The following is a 22235-nucleotide window of genomic DNA, read 5'->3' as shown; positions in this document are numbered from 1 at the left end:
TGTCCACGGATGTTCAGCCGGAGATTCCGGCGGCGAGCAGCTCCACGAAGCCGATGTCCTCGTTGGCCACCCCGAAGACCTCGGCGCGCAGCAGGGTCCGCTCGGCCCAGGCGCGATGCGGCTTCACTTCGTTCATCTTGTTCGTGTACTGCGACCTCAGCACCCCGCCGCCGCCGCGCTCGGGCCGCAGGATGTCCTGCGCGTCGCTGAACTCCTCGTGGCTGACCACGGACAGCGCGTGCACGGGCAGCACATGGGAGGGGTGGATGCAGGTCTTGCCGAGCAGGCCGTTGGCCTGGTCGAGGGTGATCTCGCGCAGCAGGCCGTCCATGGCGTGCTCGATGAGCGCCTCGCGCAGCTCCTCGGCCTGGCCCTCCAGGAAGGGGCTGCGGCGCAGCTGCGGCTTGAACATGCGCTCCTGGACCCGGAAGTACTCCCAGACCGGCCCGGTCACGGTGAACCCGGTGCCGTCGGCGCGGCCCAGCATGTTCACCACGTCGGCGATCACCGAGGCGACGATCTGGACGTCCCAGGCGGTCATGTCGGGGGCGCGGCGCAGGCCGTAGGAGGAGCAGAAGTCGGTGACGCCGAGGCGGAGCGCCAGCACCCGGTCGCGGTACTTGTCGACGGCGCGGGCGATGCCCTCCAGCGTCTCTACGCGCGTCTCCCGGTAGAGCAGTTCCGGAGACTCCAGCACCGGCATGGCGAACAGCCGGTGTCCGCTCGCGGCCTCGGCGCCGGAGAGGGCCTCCAGGAAGGGGATGCCGCGTTCCTCGGTGAACTTCGGGAGGACGAATCCGGACAGCAGCCGGGCCGCGGGACCGAGCCGTCGTACGAGATCGGGTATCTGCTCGGGGTGGCGGACCCGGATGAAGAGCAGGGGCAGGTCCACCTGCCGCTCCGCGAGGTCCGTGAACTGCCGGACGAGGTTCCGCTCACCCTCGGCGACGTCCTGGTCACCGATCGAGTCTTCCAGGCACAGCACCATCGAGACCACGCCGCGTCCGGTCTGCTTGACGATGTCGTCGGCGAGCCGCGGCCGCGTGGCCGGACTGTAGAGCGTGGCGCCCAGAGCCGCGGAGAGCAGCCGGGCCGGGGAGTCCGAGGTGAACTCGCAGGGCTCCTGGTGGAAGAGGCGCTGACGCACCTCAGGGGCGATGTGCCCGAAATGACGCATATGACTCCCCCGTGGTTGCTGTGACGCCCGTGAAGGGTTCACAGGTGGCCGGTAATAGTACGTAGGTACCCATGTCTCAGGTTCCCACCGGGCATGAATTTCAGGTAACGCGGACAAACACGGCCACGTGGACGCCGGTACGACATGAACCGGTATCCCGTACCCCCGCGTTGTCGTGATCAGGACCGAGAGGGCAGGATGACCGCATGACGCACGCCATGCTGAAGGGGTCGAACGTCCCGCTGGAAGCCACCACGGTACGCGCCGTGCTGTGCTGGGCGCCCGGGCAGGGGGCCCCGGTCATCGACGCCTCGGCGCTCCTCCTCGGCCCCGACGGTCGCGTGCGATCCGACGAGGACTTCGTCTTCTACAACCAGCCCCGGCACCCCTCCGGGAAGGTCTGGCTCCTCGGCAAGAAGCGCGTCGCCGAGGGGCCCACCGACACGATCCAGACAGATCTCGCCGGTGTCGAGCCCGAGGTCAGCCAGATTCTCCTGGTCGCCTCGGTGGACGCGACCGAGGCCACGTTCGCCCGCGTACAGGGCCTGCGCATCCTGCTGTACGACGCCTCGGTCGCCGACGGCGAGCCGTTGATCCGTTTCGACATCAAGCCGGAGACGGGCCAGGAGACGGCCCTGATCTGCGGCGAGCTGTACCGCCGCGGCGAGGGCTGGAAGTTCCGCGCCCTGGGCGAGGGCTATGTGGAGGGCCTCCAGGGCCTGGCCACGGACTACGGCATCGTGGTGGACGAGTCCGACTCCACGGAGACTCCGCCCGAGCCCACGTCGTTCCCCCTCCCCCCGGAGCAGCCGGCCCAGTCGGCCACCTCGGTCCCCACCCAGCAGGCCTACGGCTACCCGCAGCAAGCGACCCCGGCGACAGCCCCGGTGGCGGCGGCGTCGGGCTACGGCTACCCGCCGCCGGTGGCTCCGGTGCCGGCCGGGGCGGAGTTCCGTATGCCTCCCCAGGGGCCGCAGTTCATCGGGCGGTAGGGCAGCTCAGCGGTCCGCCTTCGCCTTGTAGCCCCGTCCCCACTGCAACCCCCACCCGTACAACCGGTCCAGCTCCCCCTGGAAGCCGTACACGAACTGCACCTCGCGCCGCACCACGAGCTCGCCCTTGACGTTCTCGATCATCACCACAGCGCACGAGCGGGCCTGCGGGTGCCGCTCGTCGAGGCCTATCTCGATGCGCGGCCCGTTGCTCGGGTACAGCGTCACGATCGCGTGCGTACGGTCGAACGCCGGTGTCTGGTCGTAGATGTACACGAAGACCAGCAGCCGCTTGATCTGGTCCCGGTGGTCGAGGTTGACGTACATCGTCTCGCCGGACGCCGACCCGAACCGGTCGTCCCCGCTGAGCTTCACGTACGGCGGCGCGTTGACGTCCCCCAGCAGCCCGCCGAGCGGCTGGACGACCCCCTTCGTGCCGTCGGCCAGCTCGTACAGGCATCCCAGGTCGAGGTCGACGTTGACCATGCTCTGGCTGTGCCCGAGGACCTCCGGCGGCTTGAGCGCCTTGAAGGGGTGCCGCAGCAGCGACTCCCGCTGTGAGCCCCCGATGTCGGAGGTCCGCATCCGCCAGGTCAGGTTGATGCGGAGGTTCCCGGTCGCCGCGCCCTGCTTGGTGAGCGAGACCCGGTTGTGCCGCTTGGTCAGTTCGATCGCGTTGCTGGCCGCGCTGCCCGAGTCGAAGTCGACCTCGCGGCCGCCCCGGAGTCCGTCCAAGAAGCCCATTCCCGCCCCCATGTTCACTTTGGAGAAACCGGCGGGGCGGCCGGAGGCCGGCCGCCCCGCTCAGAGCGTTCCTCACCAGGCAGGGTGTCACACCCCGGACGAGACCTCAGTCTTCTCGCCCGACCCCGCGGCTTTTCCCTCGGCGGCCGCGAGCGCCTTGTTGCGGCGCACGGAGGACCAGAACGACCAGCCGATCAGGATCACGCCGACGAGACCGGTGATGATCTCGTGGATCTCGTACTGGATGGTGACCATGAGGATCACCGCGAGGGCGCCGATCGCGTAGTGCGCGCCGTGCTCCAGGTAGACGTAGTCGTCGAGGGTGCCCTGGCGGACCAGGTACACGGTCAGCGACCGGACGTACATCGCGCCGATGCCCAGGCCCAGCGCCATCAGGACGATGTCGTTGGTGATGGCGAACGCGCCGATCACGCCGTCGAAGGAGAAGGAGGCGTCGAGGACCTCCAGGTACAGGAACATGAAGAACGCGGCCTGGCCGGCCATGAGGACCGCCGACTTGGGCTTGCCCTCGCGCTCGGCCTGCTCCTCCTCCTCGTGCTCGCGTTCCTCCTCCTCTTCGAGCTTGTCCTCGAAGTAGCCGGAGAGTCCGCCGACCACCATGTAGGTGATCAGACCCGCGATGCCGGAGATCAGGACGGTCTGCGCCTTGTCGACATGCGCGCCGCCGTGCTGGTGGGCGTGGGTCGCGAAGGTGAAGGCGGTGATCAGCAGGACGACCAGCGCGATGCAGACCGACAGCATGTCGACCTTGCCGAGCTTGGCCAGCGGCCGCTCCAGCCAGGCCAGCCACTTGATGTCCCGGTCCTCGAAGATGAAGTCCAGGAAGATCATCAGCAGGAACATGCCACCGAACGCGGCGATCGCCGGGTGCGCGTCGGTGACCAGCTCCTGGTAGTGGTCCTTGTTGTTGAGGGCCAGGTCGACCGCCTCGATGGGCCCCATCTTGGCGCTGATGGCGACGATGACGACGGGGAAGACCAGCCGCATGCCGAACACGGCGATCAGCACGCCGACCGTGAGGAAGATCTTCTGCCAGAAGGCATTCATCTTCTTCAGGATTCCGGCGTTGACCACCGCGTTGTCGAACGACAGGGAGATCTCGAGGATGGAGAGGATCGCCACGATCCCGAAGCCCTCCCACCCCCCGTAGAGCACCGCAGCGACCAGGCCGAGCGCGGTGACCGCGAACGACCAGCCGAAGGTTTTGAGAACCACTGGCTACCCAATCCGTACGTGTACGGGGGACCCCCGTGCCGCACTCGGCTTTACGAAACTTTGAAGCGAAGTGTAGTCGGGCACCCTCGAGGCCCCACCCGGCCCCGCCTTTTGCTCATATCGCGTTACGAGACGTTGACCCCGAAGTCGAGGGCGATGCCCCTGAGACCCGACGCGTACCCCTGCCCCACCGCCCTGAACTTCCACTCGCCCTGGTAGCGGTAGAGCTCGCCGAAGATCATCGCGGTCTCGGTGGAGGCGTCCTCGGAGAGGTCGTAACGGGCCAGTTCCTGGCCGTCGGCCTGGTTGACCACCCGGATGAAGGCGTTGCTGACCTGGCCGAAGGTCTGGCCGCGGTTGTCGGCGTCATGAATCGACACCGGGAAGACGATCTTGTCGCAGGTGTCCGGCACCTTGGAGAGGTCGACCAGGATCGACTCGTCGTCGCCCTCGCCCTCACCGGTGAGGTTGTCGCCGGTGTGCTCGACCGAGCCGTCGGGGCTCTTGAGCTGGTTGTAGAAGATGAAGTACTCGTCACCCAGGACCCGCCCGCTGCTGCACATCAGGGCGCTGGCATCGAGGTCGAAGTCGGCTCCGGTGGTGGAGCGCGCGTCCCAGCCGAGTCCGATCATCACCTGAGTGAGGTTGGGTGCGGCCTTGGACAGGGAGACGTTTCCTCCCTTGGCGAGCGTGACGCCCATGTGCTGTTCCCTCCCCGAGAGTGTGCTTCTGTGCTGTTCCTGCACTCCCCCGAAGGGGGCGCTCCCAAGCGCCGCACGCACGCGGGGTGCGGCGCTCGGGAGAAGAGAGCCCGGGCAGGTCCGAGGTCCTGCCCGGTGGACAGGTCCTAGACGTTGACGCCGAAGTCCTGGGCGATGCCGCGCAGGCCCGAGGCGTAGCCCTGGCCGATGGCGCGGAACTTCCACTCGGCGCCGTTGCGGTAGAGCTCGCCGAAGACCATGGCGGTCTCGGTGGAGGCGTCCTCGGAGAGGTCGTAGCGGGCGATCTCGGCGCCGCCGGCCTGGTTGACGACGCGGATGAACGCGTTGCGCACCTGGCCGAAGGACTGCTGGCGGTTCTCGGCGTCGTAGATCGAGACCGGGAAGACGATCTTGTCGACGTCGGCCGGGACGGTGGCGAGGTCGACCTTGATCTGCTCGTCGTCGCCCTCGCCCTCACCGGTGGTGTTGTCGCCGGTGTGCTCGACCGAGCCGTCCGCGCTCTTGAGGTTGTTGAAGAAGACGAAGTTCGCGTCGCTGGCGACCTTGCCGGCCGCGTTCAGCAGCAGCGCGCTGGCGTCCAGGTCGAAGTCGGTTCCGGTCGTGGTGCGGACGTCCCACCCCAGACCGACGATGACCGCGGTCAGGCCCGGGGCCTCCTTGGTCAGCGATACGTTGCCGCCCTTGCTGAGGCTGACTCCCACGAGTCCTCCATAGGTTCGCTGTTTCTGATCTGCCGGATCAACGATTCGATCCTAGTGACGGGTTCCCGGCCCACGCAGTCCCTGGAGGCGAACAATCACAGGGTGTCGAGCGCCTTCACGTACTCGTTCAGGTCACGGGCGTCCGGCAGGGCGTTGACGACGGTCCAGCGGACCACGCCCTCCTTGTCGATGACGAAGGTGCCGCGCACCGCGCAGCCCTTGTCCTCGGCGAAGACGCCGTAGGCGCGGGAGACCTCGCCGTGCGGCCAGAAGTCGCTGAGCAGCGGGTACTCCAGGCCCTCCTGCTCGGCGAAGACGCGCAGGGTGTGGATGGAGTCGTTGGAGACGGCGAGCAGCTGGGTGTCGCGGTCCGCGAACGCGGGGAGGTTGTCACGCAGCTCGCACAGCTCACCGGTGCAGACGCCGGTGAAGGCGAAGGGGTAGAAGAGCAGCACCACGTTCTTGCTGCCACGGAAGTCGGACAGCCTCACGGTCCGGCCGTGGTTGTCCTTGAGCTCGAAGTCGGGGGCTTTTTCGCCGACCTGGATCGCCATCGCGTGGATGTCCCTTCGGGGGGCCGTTCGAGTGACCGGACCACCCTACGCAGCGATCACCACAGGAAAAGCGGACGGGCCGGTCGCGCCGGCCCGTCCGGTTGTACGGGGCTACTTCTTGGACTTGGCCGCCTTGGGCGTCACCAGCCGGCTGCCACTCCAGTCCTTGCCCACGCTGACGCTCTTGGAGGCGGACAGGCCTGCCGTCGTCGCGGCTTCGGAGATGTCACTCGGCTCCACGTAGCCGTCCCGGCCGGTCTTCGGCGTCAGCAACAGGATCGAGCCGCCCTCCTCGATGTACGTGGTGGCGTCCACCAGCACATCGGTCAGGTCGCCGTCCTCGTCACGGAACCAGAGCACCACGGCATCGGCGACGTCGTCGTAATCCTCGTCCACAAGGTCGCTGCCGATGACTTGCTCGATGGCCTCGCGGAGTTCCTGGTCTACGTCGTCGTCGTAGCCGATCTCCTGGACCACCTGCTCGGGCTGGAACCCCAGCCTCACGGCAGGGCTCGTCTCCGCGTGGTCCGCGGTCGCGCTCACGGGTTGCCTCCTGGTCTTGTCTTTGATGGGGGTCCCCCCAGGCCGTTCAGGCTCTGGGGGAGTCTCAGCCACGCGCGTGCGCGAAGCATTGGCCGTAGTCCACACGGGCGGGGCGGATCGCGCAAGTACCCGGCGTTTCAGACCGCCGAAACGGTGACGATCCGGAACGTGTCACCCCAACCACAGGCACATCATCGCGGTCACGTCGTGACACATGCCACACCTTTCTGCCCTCTTTGCGTGTTTGGGAACCATACCCGGGTAGCAGGCCCGGGTTACCCCGGAGTAGAGATGACGTTTGGCCCCCCGAGGTACACGATGGGGAGCGGTGCAGACATACAGAAATACGGCCCTCTGACAGGTAAGGAACAGCGTGGCTTCCGGATCCGATCGCAACCCGATCATCATTGGCGGCCTTCCGAGTCAGGTTCCTGACTTCGATCCCGAGGAAACCCAGGAGTGGCTCGACTCCCTCGACGCCGCCGTGGACGAGCGCGGCCGGGAGCGGGCCCGCTATCTGATGCTGCGGCTCATCGAGCGGGCCCGCGAGAAGCGCGTGGCCGTGCCCGAGATGCGCAGCACGGACTACGTGAACACCATCCCGACCAGGGCTGAACCGTTCTTCCCGGGCAACGAGGAGATCGAGCGGAAGATCCTGAACGCCACCCGGTGGAACGCGGCCGTGATGGTCTCGCGCGCCCAGCGTCCCGGGATCGGCGTCGGCGGCCACATCGCCACCTTCGCGTCCTCCGCGTCCCTCTACGACGTCGGCTTCAACCACTTCTTCCGCGGCAAGGACGAGGGCGACGGCGGTGACCAGGTCTTCTTCCAGGGCCACGCCTCCCCCGGAATCTACGCGCGCGCGTTCCTGCTCGACCGCCTCAGCGAGGACAACCTCGACGGGTTCCGCCAGGAGAAGTCGAAGGCGCCGCACGGGCTGTCCTCGTACCCGCACCCGCGGCTGATGCCGGACTTCTGGGAGTTCCCGACCGTGTCGATGGGCCTCGGCCCGATCGGCGCGATCTACCAGGCGCGGATGAACCGCTACATGCACGCGCGCGGGATCGCCGACACGAGCAAGTCCCACGTGTGGGCGTTCCTGGGCGACGGCGAGATGGACGAGCCCGAGTCGCTCGGCCAGCTGACCATCGCCGCGCGCGAGGGCCTCGACAACCTCACCTTCGTCGTCAACTGCAACCTCCAGCGCCTCGACGGCCCGGTGCGCGGCAACGGCAAGGTCATCCAGGAGCTGGAGTCGGTCTTCCGGGGCGCCGGCTGGAACGTGATCAAGCTGATCTGGGACCGGAGCTGGGACCCGCTGCTTGCGCAGGACCGCGACGGCATCCTCGTCAACCGGATGAACACCACCCCGGACGGCCAGTTCCAGACCTACGCCACCGAGTCCGGCGCCTACATCCGCGACCACTTCTTCGGCGACGACCAGCGGCTGCGCGCGATGGTCGAGGGCATGACCGACGACCAGATCCTGCACCTGGGCCGCGGCGGTCACGACCACAAGAAGATCTACGCGGCGTTCAAGGCGGCCGTCGAGCACACCGGCCAGCCGACGGTGATCCTCGCCAAGACCGTCAAGGGCTGGACGCTGGGCCCGAACTTCGAGGGCCGCAACGCCACGCACCAGATGAAGAAGCTGACGGTCGACGACCTCAAGGGCTTCCGCGACCGGCTGCACCTGCCGATCTCCGACAAGGAGCTGGAGTCGGGCGCGCCGCCCTACTACCACCCGGGCCGGGACTCGGAGGAGATCCAGTACATGCACGACCGCCGGCTGGGTCTCGGCGGTTACGTCCCGACGCGTGTCGTGCGTGCCGAGCCGCTCGCGCTGCCGGACGACAAGACGTACGCGACCGTGAAGAAGGGTTCCGGGCAGCAGTCGATCGCCACGACGATGGCTTTCGTGCGGTTGCTCAAGGACTTGATGCGGGACAAGGAACTCGGGCGTCGCTTCGTACTGATCGCGCCGGACGAGTACCGCACCTTCGGCATGGACTCGTTCTTCCCGAGTGCGAAGATCTACAACCCGCTCGGCCAGCAGTACGAGTCGGTCGACCGGGAGCTGCTGCTCGCGTACAAGGAGTCGCCGACGGGTCAGATGCTGCACGACGGCATCTCCGAGGCGGGCTGCACGGCCTCCCTCATCGCGGCGGGTTCGGCGTACGCCACGCACGGCGAGCCGCTGATCCCGGTCTACGTCTTCTACTCGATGTTCGGTTTCCAGCGCACCGGTGACCAGTTCTGGCAGATGTCGGACCAGCTGGCGCGCGGTTTCGTGCTGGGCGCGACCGCGGGCCGTACGACGCTGACCGGTGAGGGACTCCAGCACGCGGACGGCCACTCACAGCTGCTCGCCTCGACCAACCCGGGCTGTGTGGCGTACGACCCGGCGTTCGGCTTCGAGATCGCGCACATCGTGCAGGACGGTCTGCGCCGCATGTACGGCCCGGACAGCGAGGACGTCTTCTACTACCTCACCGTCTACAACGAGCCCATCCAGCACCCGGCCGAGCCGGAGAACGTCGACGCCGAGGGCATCCTCAAGGGCGTCTACCGCTTCAGCGAGGGCACCTCGGGGTCGATCCCGGCGCAGATCATGGCCTCCGGTGTGGCCGTGCCGTGGGCGGTCGAGGCGCAGAAGATCCTCGCCGAGGAGTGGGACGTCAAGGCGGACGTCTGGTCGGCGACCTCCTGGAACGAGCTGCGGCGCGAGGCCGTGGCCTGCGAGGAGTACAACCTGCTGCACCCGGAGGAGGAGCATCGGGTGCCGTACGTGACGCGCAAGCTGGCGGGGGCGGAGGGTCCGTTCGTGGCCGTCTCCGACTGGATGCGGGCGGTTCCCGACCAGATCGCGCGGTGGGTGCCGGGCACGTACCAGTCGCTGGGCGCCGACGGGTTCGGCTTCGCGGACACCCGGGGCGCGGCGCGGCGGTTCTTCCACATCGACGCGCAGTCGATCGTGGTGGGCGTGCTGACCGAGCTGGCGCGGGAGGGCAAGGTGGACCGGTCGGTGCTGAAGCAGGCGATCGACCGGTACCAGTTGTTGGACGTCGCGGCTGCCGACCCTGGTGCGGCGGGAGGCGACGCGTAGTCGTGTCGCTGCGCCCCTGAAGGGTGGTGAGGCCTGACGGCCCACCACCCTTCACCTTTTCTTTACGATGCGGGCATGAAGGAACAATCGGCGCAGGCCCGTTGGGAACAGCACACCCAGCGGCCCCTTCTGGCGCTCGCGGTGCTGTTCGCGGTCGCCTACGCCGTGCCGATCGTGGACACCTCCGCGGGGCATCCGCTGACGGCGGCCTGCACGGTGGTCGAGTGGGTGGTGTGGGGGGTCTTCGCCGTCGACTACCTCATGCGGCTGTCTCTCTCGCAGGACCGCCGCGGGTTCGTACGACAGCACTGGATGGACCTGTGCGCCGTGGTCGTGCCGCTCATACAGCCCCTGCGGCTGCTGCGGCTCGTCTCCACGCTGCTGCTGGTGGGGCGGCGGGCGCGGATGGCCTCGCAGATCAGGGTGACGACGTACGTCGGCGGTGCGGTGGTCGGGCTGCTGATGTTCGGCTCGCTGGCCGTGCTGTCGGTGGAACGGGACTCGCCGAACGGGAACATCCGCACACTGGGTGACGCGGTGTGGTGGTCCTTCACCACCATGACGACCGTGGGCTACGGCGACCACGCCCCGACCACCGGCCTGGGCCGCATGATCGCGGTCGGGCTGATGCTGTCCGGGATCGCCCTGCTGGGTGTGGTGACCGCGAACATCGCCGCCTGGTTCATCGAGCGCTTCGAGAAGGACGACGTGGAGGAACGCGAGCAGACGGAGGCGATCCGCGCCCTGACGGAGGAGGTCCGGGCTCTGCGAGCGGAGGTCGCGGCCCTGCGGAAGACGTCCGTCGGCGGGTGACGAGGACTCCGCCGGGAGATCGGGCTCACCTCACCCCGGACCCGGCCGACGGACGCCTGAAGCCCCCTGGGCCCGCCCAAGAGGCGGACGGCCGCCGCTCGACCCACCGAAGGGCCATCCCTCACCCGCAGTCCGGCGCGACGACGGCGACCCGAGCACCGACGCAGGAGGTCCAGGCCCTGCCGAGGCCGGGCGGGCCCCCAGCCGACCCACCAGAAAACCGCCCCGGGACGGCCGCGACAATCCGGGCACTGACCCAGGAGGCCCCAGACCCTGCTGAGGGCGGGCGAACCCCCGGTCGGCCCACCGGGGAACGGTCCCGGGGCCGCGACGATCCGGGTACCGACGCAGAAGGCCCGGATCCTGCCGACCTCCCGACCCCGCGCTGCACGTCCGCCGGCGGACACCCCGGACGCCGGCCCCTGCCAGGACGAAGGCGGAGCCCCTGTCGCCCCACCGGGGACCATCTCTCGCCCACTGCCCGGCGTGGCCGCAGCGAGCCGGCACTGACGCAGGAGATCCGGGTCCTGCCGACCCCGCGCGGCCCTCCGCCGAGGGCGGCCGCAGACGCCGGACCCCCAGGACGCGGGCGGGCCCCCGGTCGTCCCACCGGGGGCCCTTCCCTCACGCGCCCCGGGTCAGAACATCCCGCTGCCCGGGGTGGCCGCTCCGACGAGCCAGATGATCGCCAGGAGCGTGTCGATGGCGCCCAGTACGAAGGCGACCAGAGCGGGCCAGGCGCGGTTGCCGCCCGACCAGGTGCGGCCCATGGCGAGCCAGCCGCAGACCATCGCGATGGGGCCCAGGATGATGCCCAGTACGAAGAAGCCCGCGATCGCGCAGATGACTCCGATGATTCCGAGCGTCGCGCGATCCGGCCCGGTCCGTGACCACGTCCGGCCACGTGATCGGGGGTACCTGCGCGTTCCTTGTCCGAAGCCCGCCATCATCAACTCCCTGACACCCTAGGTTGGTTGGGTTCGTCTCGGGTTCAACGATGCGAGTACCCCGGTCCGCGCGGTTAATCCTCCGGCCTTGCGGCGCGCCGCCCCCCTCCGGCAGCGCGCCGCAGCGCCGTCCGCCCTCCGCGGCGCACCAGCCTGCCGTGCGGAGGACTTGACTTACTGTGACCTGCGGCGCGTACCGGGTGCGAGAAATCTTTAGCCTCTTCACCCAGATAGGGGAAGAAGGCTGAAGTCCCGTCAGATGTGGCCCACGCCCGCGCCCGCCTCCGCGTTCGCACCGCGCTTGGTGAGCAGGGCGACCAGGACGGCGAACGCGGCGACTCCCGCGGCCACCAGGGACGCGAGGCTCATGCCGGAGATGAAGGTGTCGTGGGCGACGTCGGCGATCTTCGCCGCGATCTCCGGCGGCGTTCCCTTGGCGACCGGGGCCACGCCCACCTGGACCGCCTCCGACGCCTGGTCCAGCTGGGCCGGCGTGAGCGCGGGCAGACCCGCGTCCTTCCAGTTGCCCGGGAGGTCGCCGTCCACCTTGGAGGCCATCACGGCGCCGAGGACGGCCGTACCGAGGCTGCCGCCGATCTGCATCGCGGCCTGCTGGAGACCGCCGGCCACACCGGAGAGCTCCATGGGCGCGTTGCCCACGATGACCTCGGTGGCGCCGACCATCACGGGCGCGAGGCCGAGACCGAGCAGCGCGAACCAGAGGGACATCAGGGCGCTGCCGGTGTCCGTCTGAAGCGTGGACATGCCGTACATGGCGATCGCGGTGGCCGCCATGCCGCCCGCCAGCGGGATCCGCGGGCCGAGCTTGGTGATCAGCGCGCCCGCGAGCGGGGATCCGACGATCATCATCCCGGTGAGCGGGAGCAGGTGGAGACCGGCGTCGATGGGGCTCATGCCGTGCACGTTCTGCAGATAGAACGTCACGAAGAACAGGCCGCCCATGAACGCGATCGCCATGAGGACCATGAGGACCACACCCGCCGACAGCGCCACCGAGCGGAACAGCCCGAGCGGGATCAGCGGCTCCTTGACCTTCGTCTCCCAGACGGCGAACAGCGCGAAGCCCACGACGGAGGCGACGATGAAGGTCCAGGTCAGTCCGTCGCCCCAGCCCCAGGTCGGGGCCTTGATGAGCGCCCAGACCAGGCAGAACATGGCGGCCGACAGCAGGGCTATGCCCAGGATGTCGAAGGAGCGCGGGGCGTTCTCGGCGCGGTGGTCGAGGAGGATCAGCACACCGAGGACGAGGGCGAGGACACCGACCGGCACGTTGATGAAGAACACCGACTGCCAGTTGACGTGTTCGACGAGGACACCGCCGAGGATCGGGCCGCCGGCGGTGGACGCGCCGATGACCATGCCCCAGATGCCGATGGCCATGTTGAGCTTCTCGGCCGGGAAGGTGGCCCGCAGCAGACCGAGCGCGGCCGGCATCAGCAGGGCACCGAACAGGCCCTGCAGCACGCGGAAGGTGACGACCGCGGCGATGCTGCTGGACAGTCCGATGGCGCCCGAGGCGGCGGCGAAGCCGACGACACCGATCAGGAAGGTCTGGCGGTGGCCGAAGCGGTCACCGAGCTTGCCCGCGGTGATCAGGGCGACCGCCAGCGCGAGGAAGTAGCCGTTGGTGATCCACTGGACGTCCGCGAAGCTCGCCTTGAGGTCGGCCTGGATGGCCGGGTTGGCGATGGCCACGATGGTGCCGTCGAGGGCCACCATCATGACCCCGACGGCCACGGTCAGCAGGGTGAGCCAAGGGTGGCCGCGCAGCCCGGAGGAGGGCGGCTGATCCGACGGGGACTGTGACGCCCCGTCCCCCGGCCCCGTCGTGTCGATGGTGGTCTGACTAGTCATGTGTTCGAGGCTAATGACAGCCACTGACAATTGACAAACCAATTCACAAGTCGGTAACTGACACCAATGGAAACTCTGCGCGAACGCAAGAAGCAGCGCACCCGGGAGGCACTGCTGCGGGTGGCGATCGAGCTCTTCACCACCCGGGGCTACGAGCAGACGACCGTCGACGACATCGCCGACGCCGTAGGGGTCTCGCAGCGCACCTTCTTCCGCTACTTCGCCGGCAAGGAGGACGCCGCGCTCGCGCTCGACAAGATGACGGTGGCGCACTTCGTCGACGCCGTACGCGCGCGTCCGCCGCACGAACCCCCGCTGGAGGCGCTGCGCCAGGCCGTGCTGGAGGGCTGGGACACCCTGCACGAGGTCGTGGAGTCGGTCGTACCGGTGGAGCGGTTCCTGGCCCTGTACCGGGTGATCGAGTCGACGCCCGTCCTGCTCGCCGCGCATCTGCGGCGCTCGGCGGAGGCCGAGGAGGTGCTCACGCGCGTACTCGCCGAACGCGAGGGCCTCGACGCGGCGGCCGACCCGCGCCCCAGGCTGCTGGTGGCCGTCTTCAGCGGCGTGATGCGGCTGACGGAACGGCAGTGGTCGGCCGAGGGGGAATTCAGCCTGGCGGCGATGCGCGCGTTGACGGTCTCCCACCTCGAACTGCTGGGCCCCGCACTGACCGGCAAGTGGCCTCCCTACCTCAAAACGTGATCCCTGTCACTCGATTAACCCGAGACCGTCCCGTTCTCCTAGTGTGTCCTTTCAGTGACTTCCTTCGACACCTCCCCGCAACTCAACGTCTGGCGCGCACTGCTCGCGCTCGCCGTGGTGTTCGTGATGCTGGCGACCACCGGCTGGACCGCTCTGCGCAACCAGAGGGAGACCACCGCGCTCCAGGCCTCGCTCGAGTCCTGGGGGCACGGCCGCCTCCAGGGACACCCGCTGCCGGACCCGGACACCGCCCCCGCCCAGCTCGCGCGCTTCTTCGCCTCGCTCACCTCCCCGGAGCGGGTCCGCCTCGCCCAGCGCTATCCCCTCGCGGTCGGCAACATGAACGGCGCCCCTGTCCAACTGCGCTACCAGGCCAACCGCCTCGCGCTCCTGCAGGCCCGTGCCGTCGAGCGCACCCGCATGCACGACAAGCGGCTCACGCCGGCCGGTCAGCAGGAGGCGGGCCGCCGTATGCACCGCTTCGAGTCGCTGACGGCCCCGGAGCGCCACATCCTCGCCTTCGACCCCGACGGCTCCGGCCGGGTCGCCGAGGTCTTCGGTGATCTCCGCACGGCGGAGCGGATCTCCGTCGTCGTGCCCGGCGTGGACACCGACGTGCTCACCTTCCAGCGCACCAACCGCAGTTGGTCCGCGCCGTTCGGCATGGCCCGGGCCCTCTACGGGGCCGAGCGTCAGGCGAGCCCGTCCACGCGTACGGCGGTGATCGCCTGGGCCGACTACACGGCACCCGCCGGACTCGGCATCGACTCGGCCACCGCGATGCGCGCCGAGAACGGCGCCGTCCGGCTGAACGCGCTGGTGCGCGCACTGCCCGGCACCGCGCCCGTCTCCCTGTTCTGCCACAGCTACGGCTCCGTGGTGTGCGGGGTGGCCGCGCACACGCTGCCCGACCGGGTGGCCGACATCGCGGTGGCCGGCAGCCCCGGGATGCGGGTCGCCAACGCCTCCCACCTGCGCACCACCGCGCGCGTGTGGGCGATGCGGGACGCCGACGACTGGATCCAGGACGTGCCGTACATGGAGGTCGGCGGGCTCGGCCACGGCGCCGACCCGGTGTCCTCGGCGTTCGGCGCGCGCGTGCTGTCCGCGCGGGGCGCGGACGGTCACGCCGGTTACTTCGAGCCCGGAACGGAGAGTCTGCTCAACTTCGCCGAGATCGGCATTGGCGCGTACCGCTCGGTGCACTGCGCCCACGAGGACGAAGCCTGCCGCGCCGGTTTGTCCGGCACGGCCACGGCCGGACGCGCGTAGAGACCGCAGGAACTGCGGTCTGCGCGAGGAGGGACGAAGGAGCTCGTGCCGAATACGATGACCCGCATGGGTGACGTACTGGCCGGATTTCATGCCGCCTGGGAGTTCGAGTCCGACTCCGTGCTCATCCGCTACGAAAGGGGGATTCGCACACCGAAGCTCTTCCAGGCGCTGGGGGAACGACGGATCCCCCTGGAGGCGATCTCCGGGGTGACGCTGACTCCCGGGAAGCGGGGCACGGTGGTGCTGCACGCCGAGCCGCGGCCGGGGGCGGATCCGCTCATGGAGGCGGCGGCGGGGCAGCTGAAGGAAGGGTGCGATCCGTACCGGCTGGTGCTGCCGGCCGACAAGGAGACGCTCGCCGAGTACTACGCGGACGAGTTGCGCACGCTCCTGAAAGAGGACGACGAGCCGGCGGAACGTTTCCTGGTGCCGGCGCCCGAGGTGCCGTTGCAGTTCAAGGCGTACGACGGGAAGGCGTCCTTCGACGGCCGTACCGTGCGCTTCCGCTGGTTCTGGACGGGAGCGTCCTCGGCGAAGTGGAAGGCAGGCGACCAGAGTTTCCCGGTGTCCGAGCTGACGGGCGTCGAGTGGCGGTCGCCGGAGGTCTTCGAGGGGCATCTGCGGTTGCTCCGCGGGGAGCCGGGGCCGGTGCAGGCGGACCAGGATCCGGCGGCGGTGGTGTTCGGGCTCGGGTACGGGCCCGTGCACGAGTCGTTGCCGTTCGCGGCGGCGGTCCTCGCGGCCGTACGCCAACGGGGGCCGGCGGCAGCGGTCCCGGCGGCGGGCGTGCCGCGCCGGGACCCTGCGGATATCGCCGAACGGATTCGCCATCTAGGGGAGTTGCATCAGGCCGGGCTGGTCACTGATGAGGAGTTCTCCGTGAAGAAGGCGGAGTTGTTGGCGGAGCTTTGAGGTGCGTTGTCGGGTGCGGGCCGGTGGGGCTTGTCGCGCAGTTCCCCGCGCCCCCAGGTCAGTTCACTCACGGCCCGCCGAAGAGAACCGCATGTCCGCGTACCGGTCGCCCGCCACCTTCGCCGCGATCGGCTCCAGCAGCTCCAGTTCCTCCTTCGTGAGCTCGATGCCCGTCGCCGCCGCGTTCTCCGCCACCCGGGTCGGCTTGCGGGTGCCCGGGATCGGGATGACCGGGAGGTCGTGGACCGTCGTCTGCTGCTGGACCCAGGCCAGGGCGATCTGGCCCAGGGAGGCTCCGTGGGCCTCGGCGACCGTGCGGACCGGTTCCAGCAGGGCCGCGTTGGCCGTCGCGTTGTCTCCCGTGAAGCGGGGCTGCTGACGGCGGAAGTCGTCGGCGGTGAGGTCCTTGTCGGCGTCGGTGAAGGAGCCGGTGAGGAAGCCGCGGCCGAGCGGGGAGTACGGGACGAGGGCCACACCCAGTTCGCGGGCGGCCGGGACCACCTGGGCCTCGATGTCCCGGCTGAACAGGGACCACTCGGACTGCAGGGCGGCGATGGGGTGCACGGCCTGCGCGGCACGCAGCTCCGCCGCGGTGACCTCGCTCAGGCCCAGGTGCTTGACCTTGCCCTCGCGCACCAGCTCGGCCATGGTGCCGACGGACTCCTCGATCGGCACGTTCACATCGCGCCGGTGCATGTAGTAGAGGTCGATCGCGTCGACGTCCAGGCGCTTCAGGCTCGCCTCGACCGCCTGGCGGATGTACGGCGGGTCGTTGCGGATGATCCGGCGGGTCGGGTCGTCCGGCGGGATCGCCAGGGCGAACTTGGTGGCTATCACGAGCTCGTCGCGGTGGGCCTTGAAGAACGGGGACAGGAACTTCTCGTTCTCCCCGGCGCCGTAGGCGTCCGCCGTGTCGTAGAGCGTGATGCCGAGCTCCAGGGCCCGCTCCAGGGTGGCCCGGGACTCCTTGGCGTCCGTGGGGCCGTACGCGAAGCTCATGCCCATGCAGCCGAGTCCCTGGACGCCGACCTCGGGACCGGTGTCGCCGAGCCGTGCGGTCGGGATCGTGCTGTCCGTCATCCTGCCTTCTCCGTTTCGTAGGTGCGACCGGCTCCGGCGTAGAAGCTGATCTTCCGGTCGAGCACGGCGAGCGTGTCCTGGAGCTCCGCGATCCGGGACAGGACGTCCCGGCGGGTCGACTCCAGGAGCTCGAACCGATCGGTGAACGTGTGGTCGCCCTCGCGCACCAGTTCCGCGTACCGGACCATGTCGGCGACCGGCATGCCGGTGAGCCGGAGCTTGCCGACGAAGTCGAGCCAGTCGAGGTCGCGGTTGCTGTAGCGGCGCTGGCCGGTGTGCGAGCGGTCGATGTGCGGCATCAGGCCGATGCGCTCGTACCAGCGCAGGGTGTGCGCGGTCAGGCCGGTGAAGGCGACGACCTCGCTGATCGTGTAGCTGTCCTGGCCCAGCGGACGCCGGTGGGGGTGCGGCGGGGCCGCGCAGCTGTCGGTCCTGGTTCCCGTGGTCTCCATCACCGTCATGACCCCAACGCTATGGCCTTGGAGTGCACTCCAAGCAAGCGGTACCGGTAAGAAATCGGCAGGACGCGCCACAGGTGCGGTCGCTAGCGTGCGGTCATGAGTCTCGTACGCCGTGCCACGACCGAGGACGCCGGGGAAGTGCTGCGTCTGCGCCAGGTGATGATCGACGCGCTGCCCGGCGGGGACGCCTCCACAGCGTGGCACACCGAGGCGCTGCCGTCGCTGCGACGGAAACTGGGCGAGCCCGACGGGGACTTCGCGGCCTTCGTCGTCGACCACCCGGACCGGCCGGGGGCGCTCGCCGCACTGGTCGTCGGAACGGTCGACTACCGGATCGGGAAGGCGGCCAACCCGCACGGCCTGGCCGGGTACGTCTTCAGTGTCGCCACCGACCCGGGCGCGCGACGACGCGGGTACGCGCGCGCGTGCATGGACGAACTGCTGGCGTGGTTCCGCGAGCAGGGCGCCGGGCAGGTCATGCTGACCGCGTCCCCGGAGGCCGAGCCGCTCTACGCCTCCCTCGGCTTCGTCCCCAAGCCGGACCCCACGATGATGCTGACCCTCTGAGCCGCTTACGCTCGACGGCATGTCCTTGCAGAGCCTCGCGCTGATCGAGAACTGGCCGGTTCCCACCGCTGCGGCGGGGGTGGTGCGCGCCGACGGCACGGTCCTCGGCACCCACGGTCCGACAGGTCACCGCTTCCCACTGGCCTCGGTCACCAAGCCGCTCGCCGCGTACGCCGTGCTCGTCGCGTACGAGGAGGGGGCGATCGAGCTCGACGAGCCGGCCGGGCCGAGCGGATCGACGGTCCGCCACCTGCTTGCGCACACCTCGGGGCTGGCCTTCGACGAGCACCGGGTGACCGCTCCCGCCGGCGAGCGGCGGCTGTACTCGAACGCGGGCTTCGAGCAGCTCGGCGACCATGTCGCCAAGGCGACGGACATCCCGTTCGCGGAGTACCTGCGGCAGGCGGTGCTCGAGCCGCTGGGCATGACGGCGACGTCCCTGGAGGGCTCCCCCGCGAAGGACGGTGTGTCGACGGTCGGGGATCTTCTCCGGTTCGCGGCGGAGGTGCAGGCACCGCGGCTGCTGGACCCGCGCACGGTCGCGGAGGCGATGACCGTCCAGTACCCGGGCAGGAAGGGCGTGCTCCCCGGCTACGGGCACCAGAACCCCAACGACTGGGGCCTCGGCTTCGAGATCCGCGACTCCAAGTCCCCCCACTGGACGGGCTCCTCGTCCTCGCCTCGCGCCTTCGGGCACTTCGGCCAGTCCGGCACGTTCGTGTGGATCGACCCGGACGCGGGGGCGGCCTGTGTGGCGCTGACGGACCGTGCCTTCGGGCCGTGGGCCATCGAGGTGTGGCCGGCGCTCACCGACGCCGTCCTGGCCGAGCTCTAGGACATCTCCCACACCAGCAGTTCGGCCGGGGTGACCGCCACCACGTCCAGCTCCTTGGCGTCGGTGACCCTGGCCGCGTCACCGGCTCCCAACTCCTCGCCGTCCAGCCGCACTTCGCCCCGCACGACATGGACGTACAGGAACCGCCCGTCCGGCACCGCCGTCCGCTCCCCCGCGCCCAGCCGCCGGACGTGGAGCATCGCACCCGCCTCCGGGATCGCGTACGGCGTCGAGTCGGCGATCCCGCGGACGATCTCGTACGACGGCTCGCCGCCCGGTTCCAGGGGCGCCAGCCAGGTCTGCACGAAGGTCAGCGGCGTCCCGGCGTCGTTGCGCTCGACGTGCCGGACGCCCGCGGCGGCGCTCAGCCGCTGGACGTCACCGGCCCGTACGACCGTCTCGTGCCCGGTGGAGTCCCGGTGCGTCAGCTCCCCCTCGACCACCCACGTCACGATCTCGGTATGGCTGTGCGGATGCTCGTCGAACCCGGCCCCGGGCACGAGCCGCTCCTCGTTGCAGGCGATCAGCGCGCCGAACCGGAGGTTGTCGGGGTCGTAGTGCGGCCCGAACGAGAAGGCGTGCCACGACTCGATCCCGGTCCCGGGATCCCCGCCTGGGTAGCGCTCCGCGGCGCGCCGTACGTCCGTCACGGAACCACGGTAGTGCCGGGGTCCGCCAAAGGCGGCACGGCTGTCGGTACCCGGCGGCGCGCACTGACGTCCGGATAAGGCAGTCTTGTCCCCGTGCCCGAACCCGAACACCGCAAGTCCGACCCCTCCGCGCCCGGCGCCCACGCCCACATCGCGACCCTGAAGCGGCTGGAGAAGTCGTCCGGGTCTCTCGCCCAGCAGGCCATCGCGCGCATGGACGAGACGCTGCCGTGGTACCGGGCCATGCCCCCGGAGAACCGTTCCTGGATCGGGCTGGTCGCCCAGGCCGGTATCGCGGCCTTCACCGAGTGGTTCCGGCGTCCGGACGCCCCGCAGGCCATCTCGACCGACGTGTTCGGGACCGCTCCGCGTGAGCTGACCCGGGCCATCACGCTGCGGCAGACCGTGGAGATGGTGCGCACCACCATCGAGGTCATGGAGAGCGCGATCGACGAGGTCGCCGCCCCCGGTGACGAGTCCGTGCTGCGTGAGGCCCTGCTCGTGTACGCCCGCGAGATCGCCTTCGCCACCGCGCAGGTCTACGCCCAGGCCGCCGAGGCACGCGGCGCCTGGGACGCCCGGCTGGAGTCGCTCGTCGTGAACGCCGTGCTCAGCGGTGAGGCCGACGAGGGGGCCGTGAGCAGGGCCGCCGCGCTGGGCTGGAACTCTCCCGAGCATGTGTGCGTCGTCCTCGGTCCCGCTCCCGAGGGTGACTCCGAGCTGACCGTCGAGGCCATCCGGCGGGCCGCCCGGCACGCCAAGCTCCAGGTGCTGACCGGGGTCCTGGGGGCCCGGCTCGTCGTGATCGCAGGCGGCAGCGACAACCCCCTCGCCGTGGCCAAGTCGCTGATCGGGCCCTATGCGGCCGGACCCGTGGTCGCCGGGCCCGTCGTACCCGATCTGCTGGCCGCCACGCGGTCCGCGCAGGCCGCCGCCGCCGGGCTCAAGGCGTGTTCGGCCTGGCAGGACGCCCCGCGCCCGGTGTTGGCGGACGACCTGCTTCCGGAGCGCGCGATGGCCGGTGATCCCAGTGCACGCGAGCAGTTGGTGGAGGAGATCTACAGACCACTGGAGGAGGCCGGTTCCGCGCTCCTCGAGACGCTCTCCGTCTACCTCGAACAGGCGTCCAGTCTGGAGGGCGCGGCCCGGATGCTCTTCGTGCATCCCAACACCGTGCGCTACCGGCTTCGACGTGTGACTGACGTCACCGGTTGGTCGCCCTCCGATGTACGTTCGGCGTTCACGTTGCGGATCGCGCTCATCCTGGGGCGTCTGGCCGACGGGGATCTCCAGCCCTAGGCTTTTGTCGGGGGCCCACAAAACCCCTTCCTGTTCTTCGTCCCTGTCCCCACGGGCGGCTAGGGCCGCCCTCAAGAGAGAGTGTGAGAGTGCTCGTACTCGTCGCTCCCGGCCAGGGCGCCCAGACGCCCGGCTTCCTGACCCCCTGGCTCGAACTCCCCGGTGCCGCGGACCGCGTCGCCGCGTGGTCCGACGCCATCGGACTGGACCTCGCCCACTACGGCACACAGGCCGACGCGGACGCCATCCGCGACACCTCCGTCGCCCAGCCGCTGCTGGTCGCCGCCGGGATCCTGTCGGCCTCGGCACTCGGTGCCGTCACCCCGGGCGCGGTCGCGGGCCACTCCGTCGGTGAGATCACCGCCGCCGCGTTCGCCGGCGTCCTTGACGACACCGCCGCCCTCACCCTCGTACGCAAGCGGGGTCTGGCCATGGCCGACGCCGCCGCGATCACCGAGACCGGCATGTCGGCGCTGCTCGGCGGCGACCCCGAGGTCTCCGTCGCGCACCTGGAGAAGCTGGGCCTGACGCCGGCGAACGTCAACGGCGCCGGGCAGATCGTCGCCGCGGGCACGCTGGAGCAACTCGCCGTCCTGAACGAGGACAAGCCCGAGGGCGTCCGCAAGGTCGTCCCGCTGAAGGTCGCCGGCGCCTTCCACACGCACCACATGGCCCCCGCGGTCGACGCGCTGGCCAAGGCCGCCGCCGATCTGACGCCGGCCGACCCGAGCGTCACGTACGTCTCGAACAAGGACGGCCAGGCCGTCGCCACCGGTGCCGAGGTGCTGGAGCGGCTGGTCGGCCAGGTCGCCAACCCGGTCCGCTGGGACCTGTGCATGGAGACTTTCAAGGAGCTCGGCGCCACCGCGCTCATCGAGGTCTCCCCCGGTGGCACGCTGGTCGGCCTCGCCAAGCGCGCGCTGCCGGGTGTGAAGACGCTCGCGCTCAAGACCCCAGACGACCTCGACGCTGCTCGCGAGCTCATCGCTGAGACGCTGACACCTGCCGCTGACGCGGCGGGCGCCTGAAAAGGAGCACAAGAGC

General features: G+C 69.6%; 22 protein-coding genes. 10 read left to right on the top strand and 12 right to left on the bottom strand.

Annotation, left to right across the window (positions count from 1 at the left end):
* Window positions 1-13: 13 nt before the first annotated feature.
* Window positions 14-1177, bottom strand: a complete 1164-nt coding sequence (locus tag ABZT02_RS32165) for an HpcH/HpaI aldolase/citrate lyase family protein (protein ID WP_356023730.1) — start codon at window positions 1175-1177, stop codon at window positions 14-16.
* Between the two features lie 206 nt (window positions 1178-1383).
* Here ABZT02_RS32165 and ABZT02_RS32160 point away from each other — a divergent pair, with 206 nt between their 5' ends.
* Window positions 1384-2169, top strand: coding sequence for a TerD family protein (locus tag ABZT02_RS32160; RefSeq protein ID WP_356023728.1), 786 nt, complete (start codon window positions 1384-1386; stop codon window positions 2167-2169).
* Between the two features lie 6 nt (window positions 2170-2175).
* On the opposite strand, the gene ABZT02_RS32155 is transcribed toward ABZT02_RS32160, so the two are convergent.
* From ABZT02_RS32155 to ABZT02_RS32130, 6 genes are all read right to left on the bottom strand, one after another.
* Entirely contained in the window at window positions 2176-2913 is a 738-nt protein-coding gene (locus ABZT02_RS32155) for a Tellurium resistance (RefSeq protein ID WP_280851750.1), read from the bottom strand.
* An 87-nt stretch (window positions 2914-3000) separates the two neighbouring features.
* Entirely contained in the window at window positions 3001-4149 is a 1149-nt protein-coding gene (locus tag ABZT02_RS32150) for a DUF475 domain-containing protein (protein WP_356023726.1), read from the bottom strand.
* Window positions 4150-4274: 125 nt separating this feature from the next.
* Entirely contained in the window at window positions 4275-4850 is a 576-nt protein-coding gene (locus ABZT02_RS32145; RefSeq protein WP_356023724.1) for a TerD family protein, read from the bottom strand.
* Between the two features lie 146 nt (window positions 4851-4996).
* Window positions 4997-5572 carry a TerD family protein gene (locus ABZT02_RS32140; RefSeq protein ID WP_356023722.1) on the bottom strand — a complete coding sequence of 192 codons (576 nt, stop codon included), beginning with the start codon at window positions 5570-5572 and terminating at the stop codon, window positions 4997-4999.
* A gap of 95 nt (window positions 5573-5667) precedes the next feature.
* Window positions 5668-6126: a peroxiredoxin gene (locus tag ABZT02_RS32135; protein WP_356023720.1), complete on the bottom strand. Its 459-nt coding sequence runs from the start codon at window positions 6124-6126 to the stop codon at window positions 5668-5670.
* A 111-nt stretch (window positions 6127-6237) separates the two neighbouring features.
* Entirely contained in the window at window positions 6238-6669 is a 432-nt protein-coding gene (locus ABZT02_RS32130) for a DUF3052 domain-containing protein (RefSeq protein ID WP_020116104.1), read from the bottom strand.
* A gap of 373 nt (window positions 6670-7042) precedes the next feature.
* On the opposite strand from ABZT02_RS32130, the gene aceE reads away from it, so the two are divergent.
* Both aceE and ABZT02_RS32120 read left to right on the top strand, forming a co-directional pair.
* Window positions 7043-9775, top strand: a complete 2733-nt coding sequence (gene aceE / locus ABZT02_RS32125; RefSeq protein WP_356023717.1) for a pyruvate dehydrogenase (acetyl-transferring), homodimeric type — start codon at window positions 7043-7045, stop codon at window positions 9773-9775.
* A gap of 75 nt (window positions 9776-9850) precedes the next feature.
* Window positions 9851-10588, top strand: a complete 738-nt coding sequence (locus ABZT02_RS32120; protein WP_356023715.1) for an ion channel — start codon at window positions 9851-9853, stop codon at window positions 10586-10588.
* 638 nt (window positions 10589-11226) lie between these two features.
* Here the strand turns inward: ABZT02_RS32120 and ABZT02_RS32115 are convergent.
* Window positions 11227-11538, bottom strand: coding sequence for a small hydrophobic protein (locus ABZT02_RS32115; RefSeq protein WP_356023713.1), 312 nt, complete (start codon window positions 11536-11538; stop codon window positions 11227-11229).
* Window positions 11539-11790: 252 nt separating this feature from the next.
* On the bottom strand, window positions 11791-13410 hold the full coding sequence (locus ABZT02_RS32110) for an MFS transporter (protein WP_356023711.1): 1620 nt from the start codon (window positions 13408-13410) through the stop codon (window positions 11791-11793).
* A gap of 66 nt (window positions 13411-13476) precedes the next feature.
* Here ABZT02_RS32110 and ABZT02_RS32105 point away from each other — a divergent pair, with 66 nt between their 5' ends.
* Genes ABZT02_RS32105 through ABZT02_RS32095 form a run of 3 tightly spaced genes read left to right on the top strand, consistent with a single transcriptional unit; the run spans window position 13477 to window position 16299 of the window.
* Window positions 13477-14112, top strand: coding sequence for a TetR family transcriptional regulator (locus ABZT02_RS32105; RefSeq protein WP_356023709.1), 636 nt, complete (start codon window positions 13477-13479; stop codon window positions 14110-14112).
* A gap of 54 nt (window positions 14113-14166) precedes the next feature.
* On the top strand, window positions 14167-15384 hold the full coding sequence (locus ABZT02_RS32100; protein ID WP_356023707.1) for an alpha/beta hydrolase: 1218 nt from the start codon (window positions 14167-14169) through the stop codon (window positions 15382-15384).
* Window positions 15385-15441: 57 nt separating this feature from the next.
* Window positions 15442-16299, top strand: coding sequence for a DUF4429 domain-containing protein (locus ABZT02_RS32095; RefSeq protein WP_356023751.1), 858 nt, complete (start codon window positions 15442-15444; stop codon window positions 16297-16299).
* Between the two features lie 63 nt (window positions 16300-16362).
* Here ABZT02_RS32095 and ABZT02_RS32090 read toward each other — a convergent pair whose 3' ends face one another.
* Entirely contained in the window at window positions 16363-17379 is a 1017-nt protein-coding gene (locus ABZT02_RS32090; RefSeq protein ID WP_356023705.1) for an aldo/keto reductase, read from the bottom strand.
* Window positions 17376-17840, bottom strand: a complete 465-nt coding sequence (locus ABZT02_RS32085; protein WP_356023703.1) for a MerR family transcriptional regulator — start codon at window positions 17838-17840, stop codon at window positions 17376-17378. The genes ABZT02_RS32090 and ABZT02_RS32085 overlap by 4 nt, the downstream gene beginning before the upstream one ends.
* A 96-nt stretch (window positions 17841-17936) precedes the next feature.
* Between ABZT02_RS32085 and ABZT02_RS32080 the strand changes: the two genes are divergently transcribed.
* Both ABZT02_RS32080 and ABZT02_RS32075 read left to right on the top strand, forming a co-directional pair.
* Window positions 17937-18407: a GNAT family N-acetyltransferase gene (locus ABZT02_RS32080; RefSeq protein WP_356023701.1), complete on the top strand. Its 471-nt coding sequence runs from the start codon at window positions 17937-17939 to the stop codon at window positions 18405-18407.
* Between the two features lie 19 nt (window positions 18408-18426).
* The gene (locus tag ABZT02_RS32075) at window positions 18427-19242 is read left to right on the top strand and encodes a serine hydrolase domain-containing protein (RefSeq protein ID WP_356023699.1); all 816 of its coding nucleotides are present in this window, start codon (window positions 18427-18429) and stop codon (window positions 19240-19242) included.
* Here the strand turns inward: ABZT02_RS32075 and ABZT02_RS32070 are convergent.
* Window positions 19239-19892, bottom strand: a complete 654-nt coding sequence (locus ABZT02_RS32070; protein WP_356023697.1) for a pirin family protein — start codon at window positions 19890-19892, stop codon at window positions 19239-19241. The genes ABZT02_RS32075 and ABZT02_RS32070 overlap by 4 nt on opposite strands.
* Before the next feature lie 93 nt (window positions 19893-19985).
* On the opposite strand from ABZT02_RS32070, the gene ABZT02_RS32065 reads away from it, so the two are divergent.
* Both ABZT02_RS32065 and ABZT02_RS32060 read left to right on the top strand, forming a co-directional pair.
* Window positions 19986-21191 (top strand): helix-turn-helix domain-containing protein, encoded by a 1206-nt coding sequence (locus ABZT02_RS32065; protein ID WP_356023695.1) that lies wholly within the window; start codon window positions 19986-19988, stop codon window positions 21189-21191.
* A gap of 89 nt (window positions 21192-21280) precedes the next feature.
* Window positions 21281-22219 (top strand): ACP S-malonyltransferase, encoded by a 939-nt coding sequence (locus ABZT02_RS32060; protein ID WP_356023693.1) that lies wholly within the window; start codon window positions 21281-21283, stop codon window positions 22217-22219.
* Window positions 22220-22235 lie beyond the last annotated feature (16 nt).

Source organism: Streptomyces sp. NPDC005402, from assembly GCF_040606575.1.
In the GTDB taxonomy this organism is placed as follows: domain Bacteria; phylum Actinomycetota; class Actinomycetes; order Streptomycetales; family Streptomycetaceae; genus Streptomyces.
Note: the sequence above shows the minus strand (reverse complement) of the source record. Positions and strands in the feature narration are given on the sequence as shown.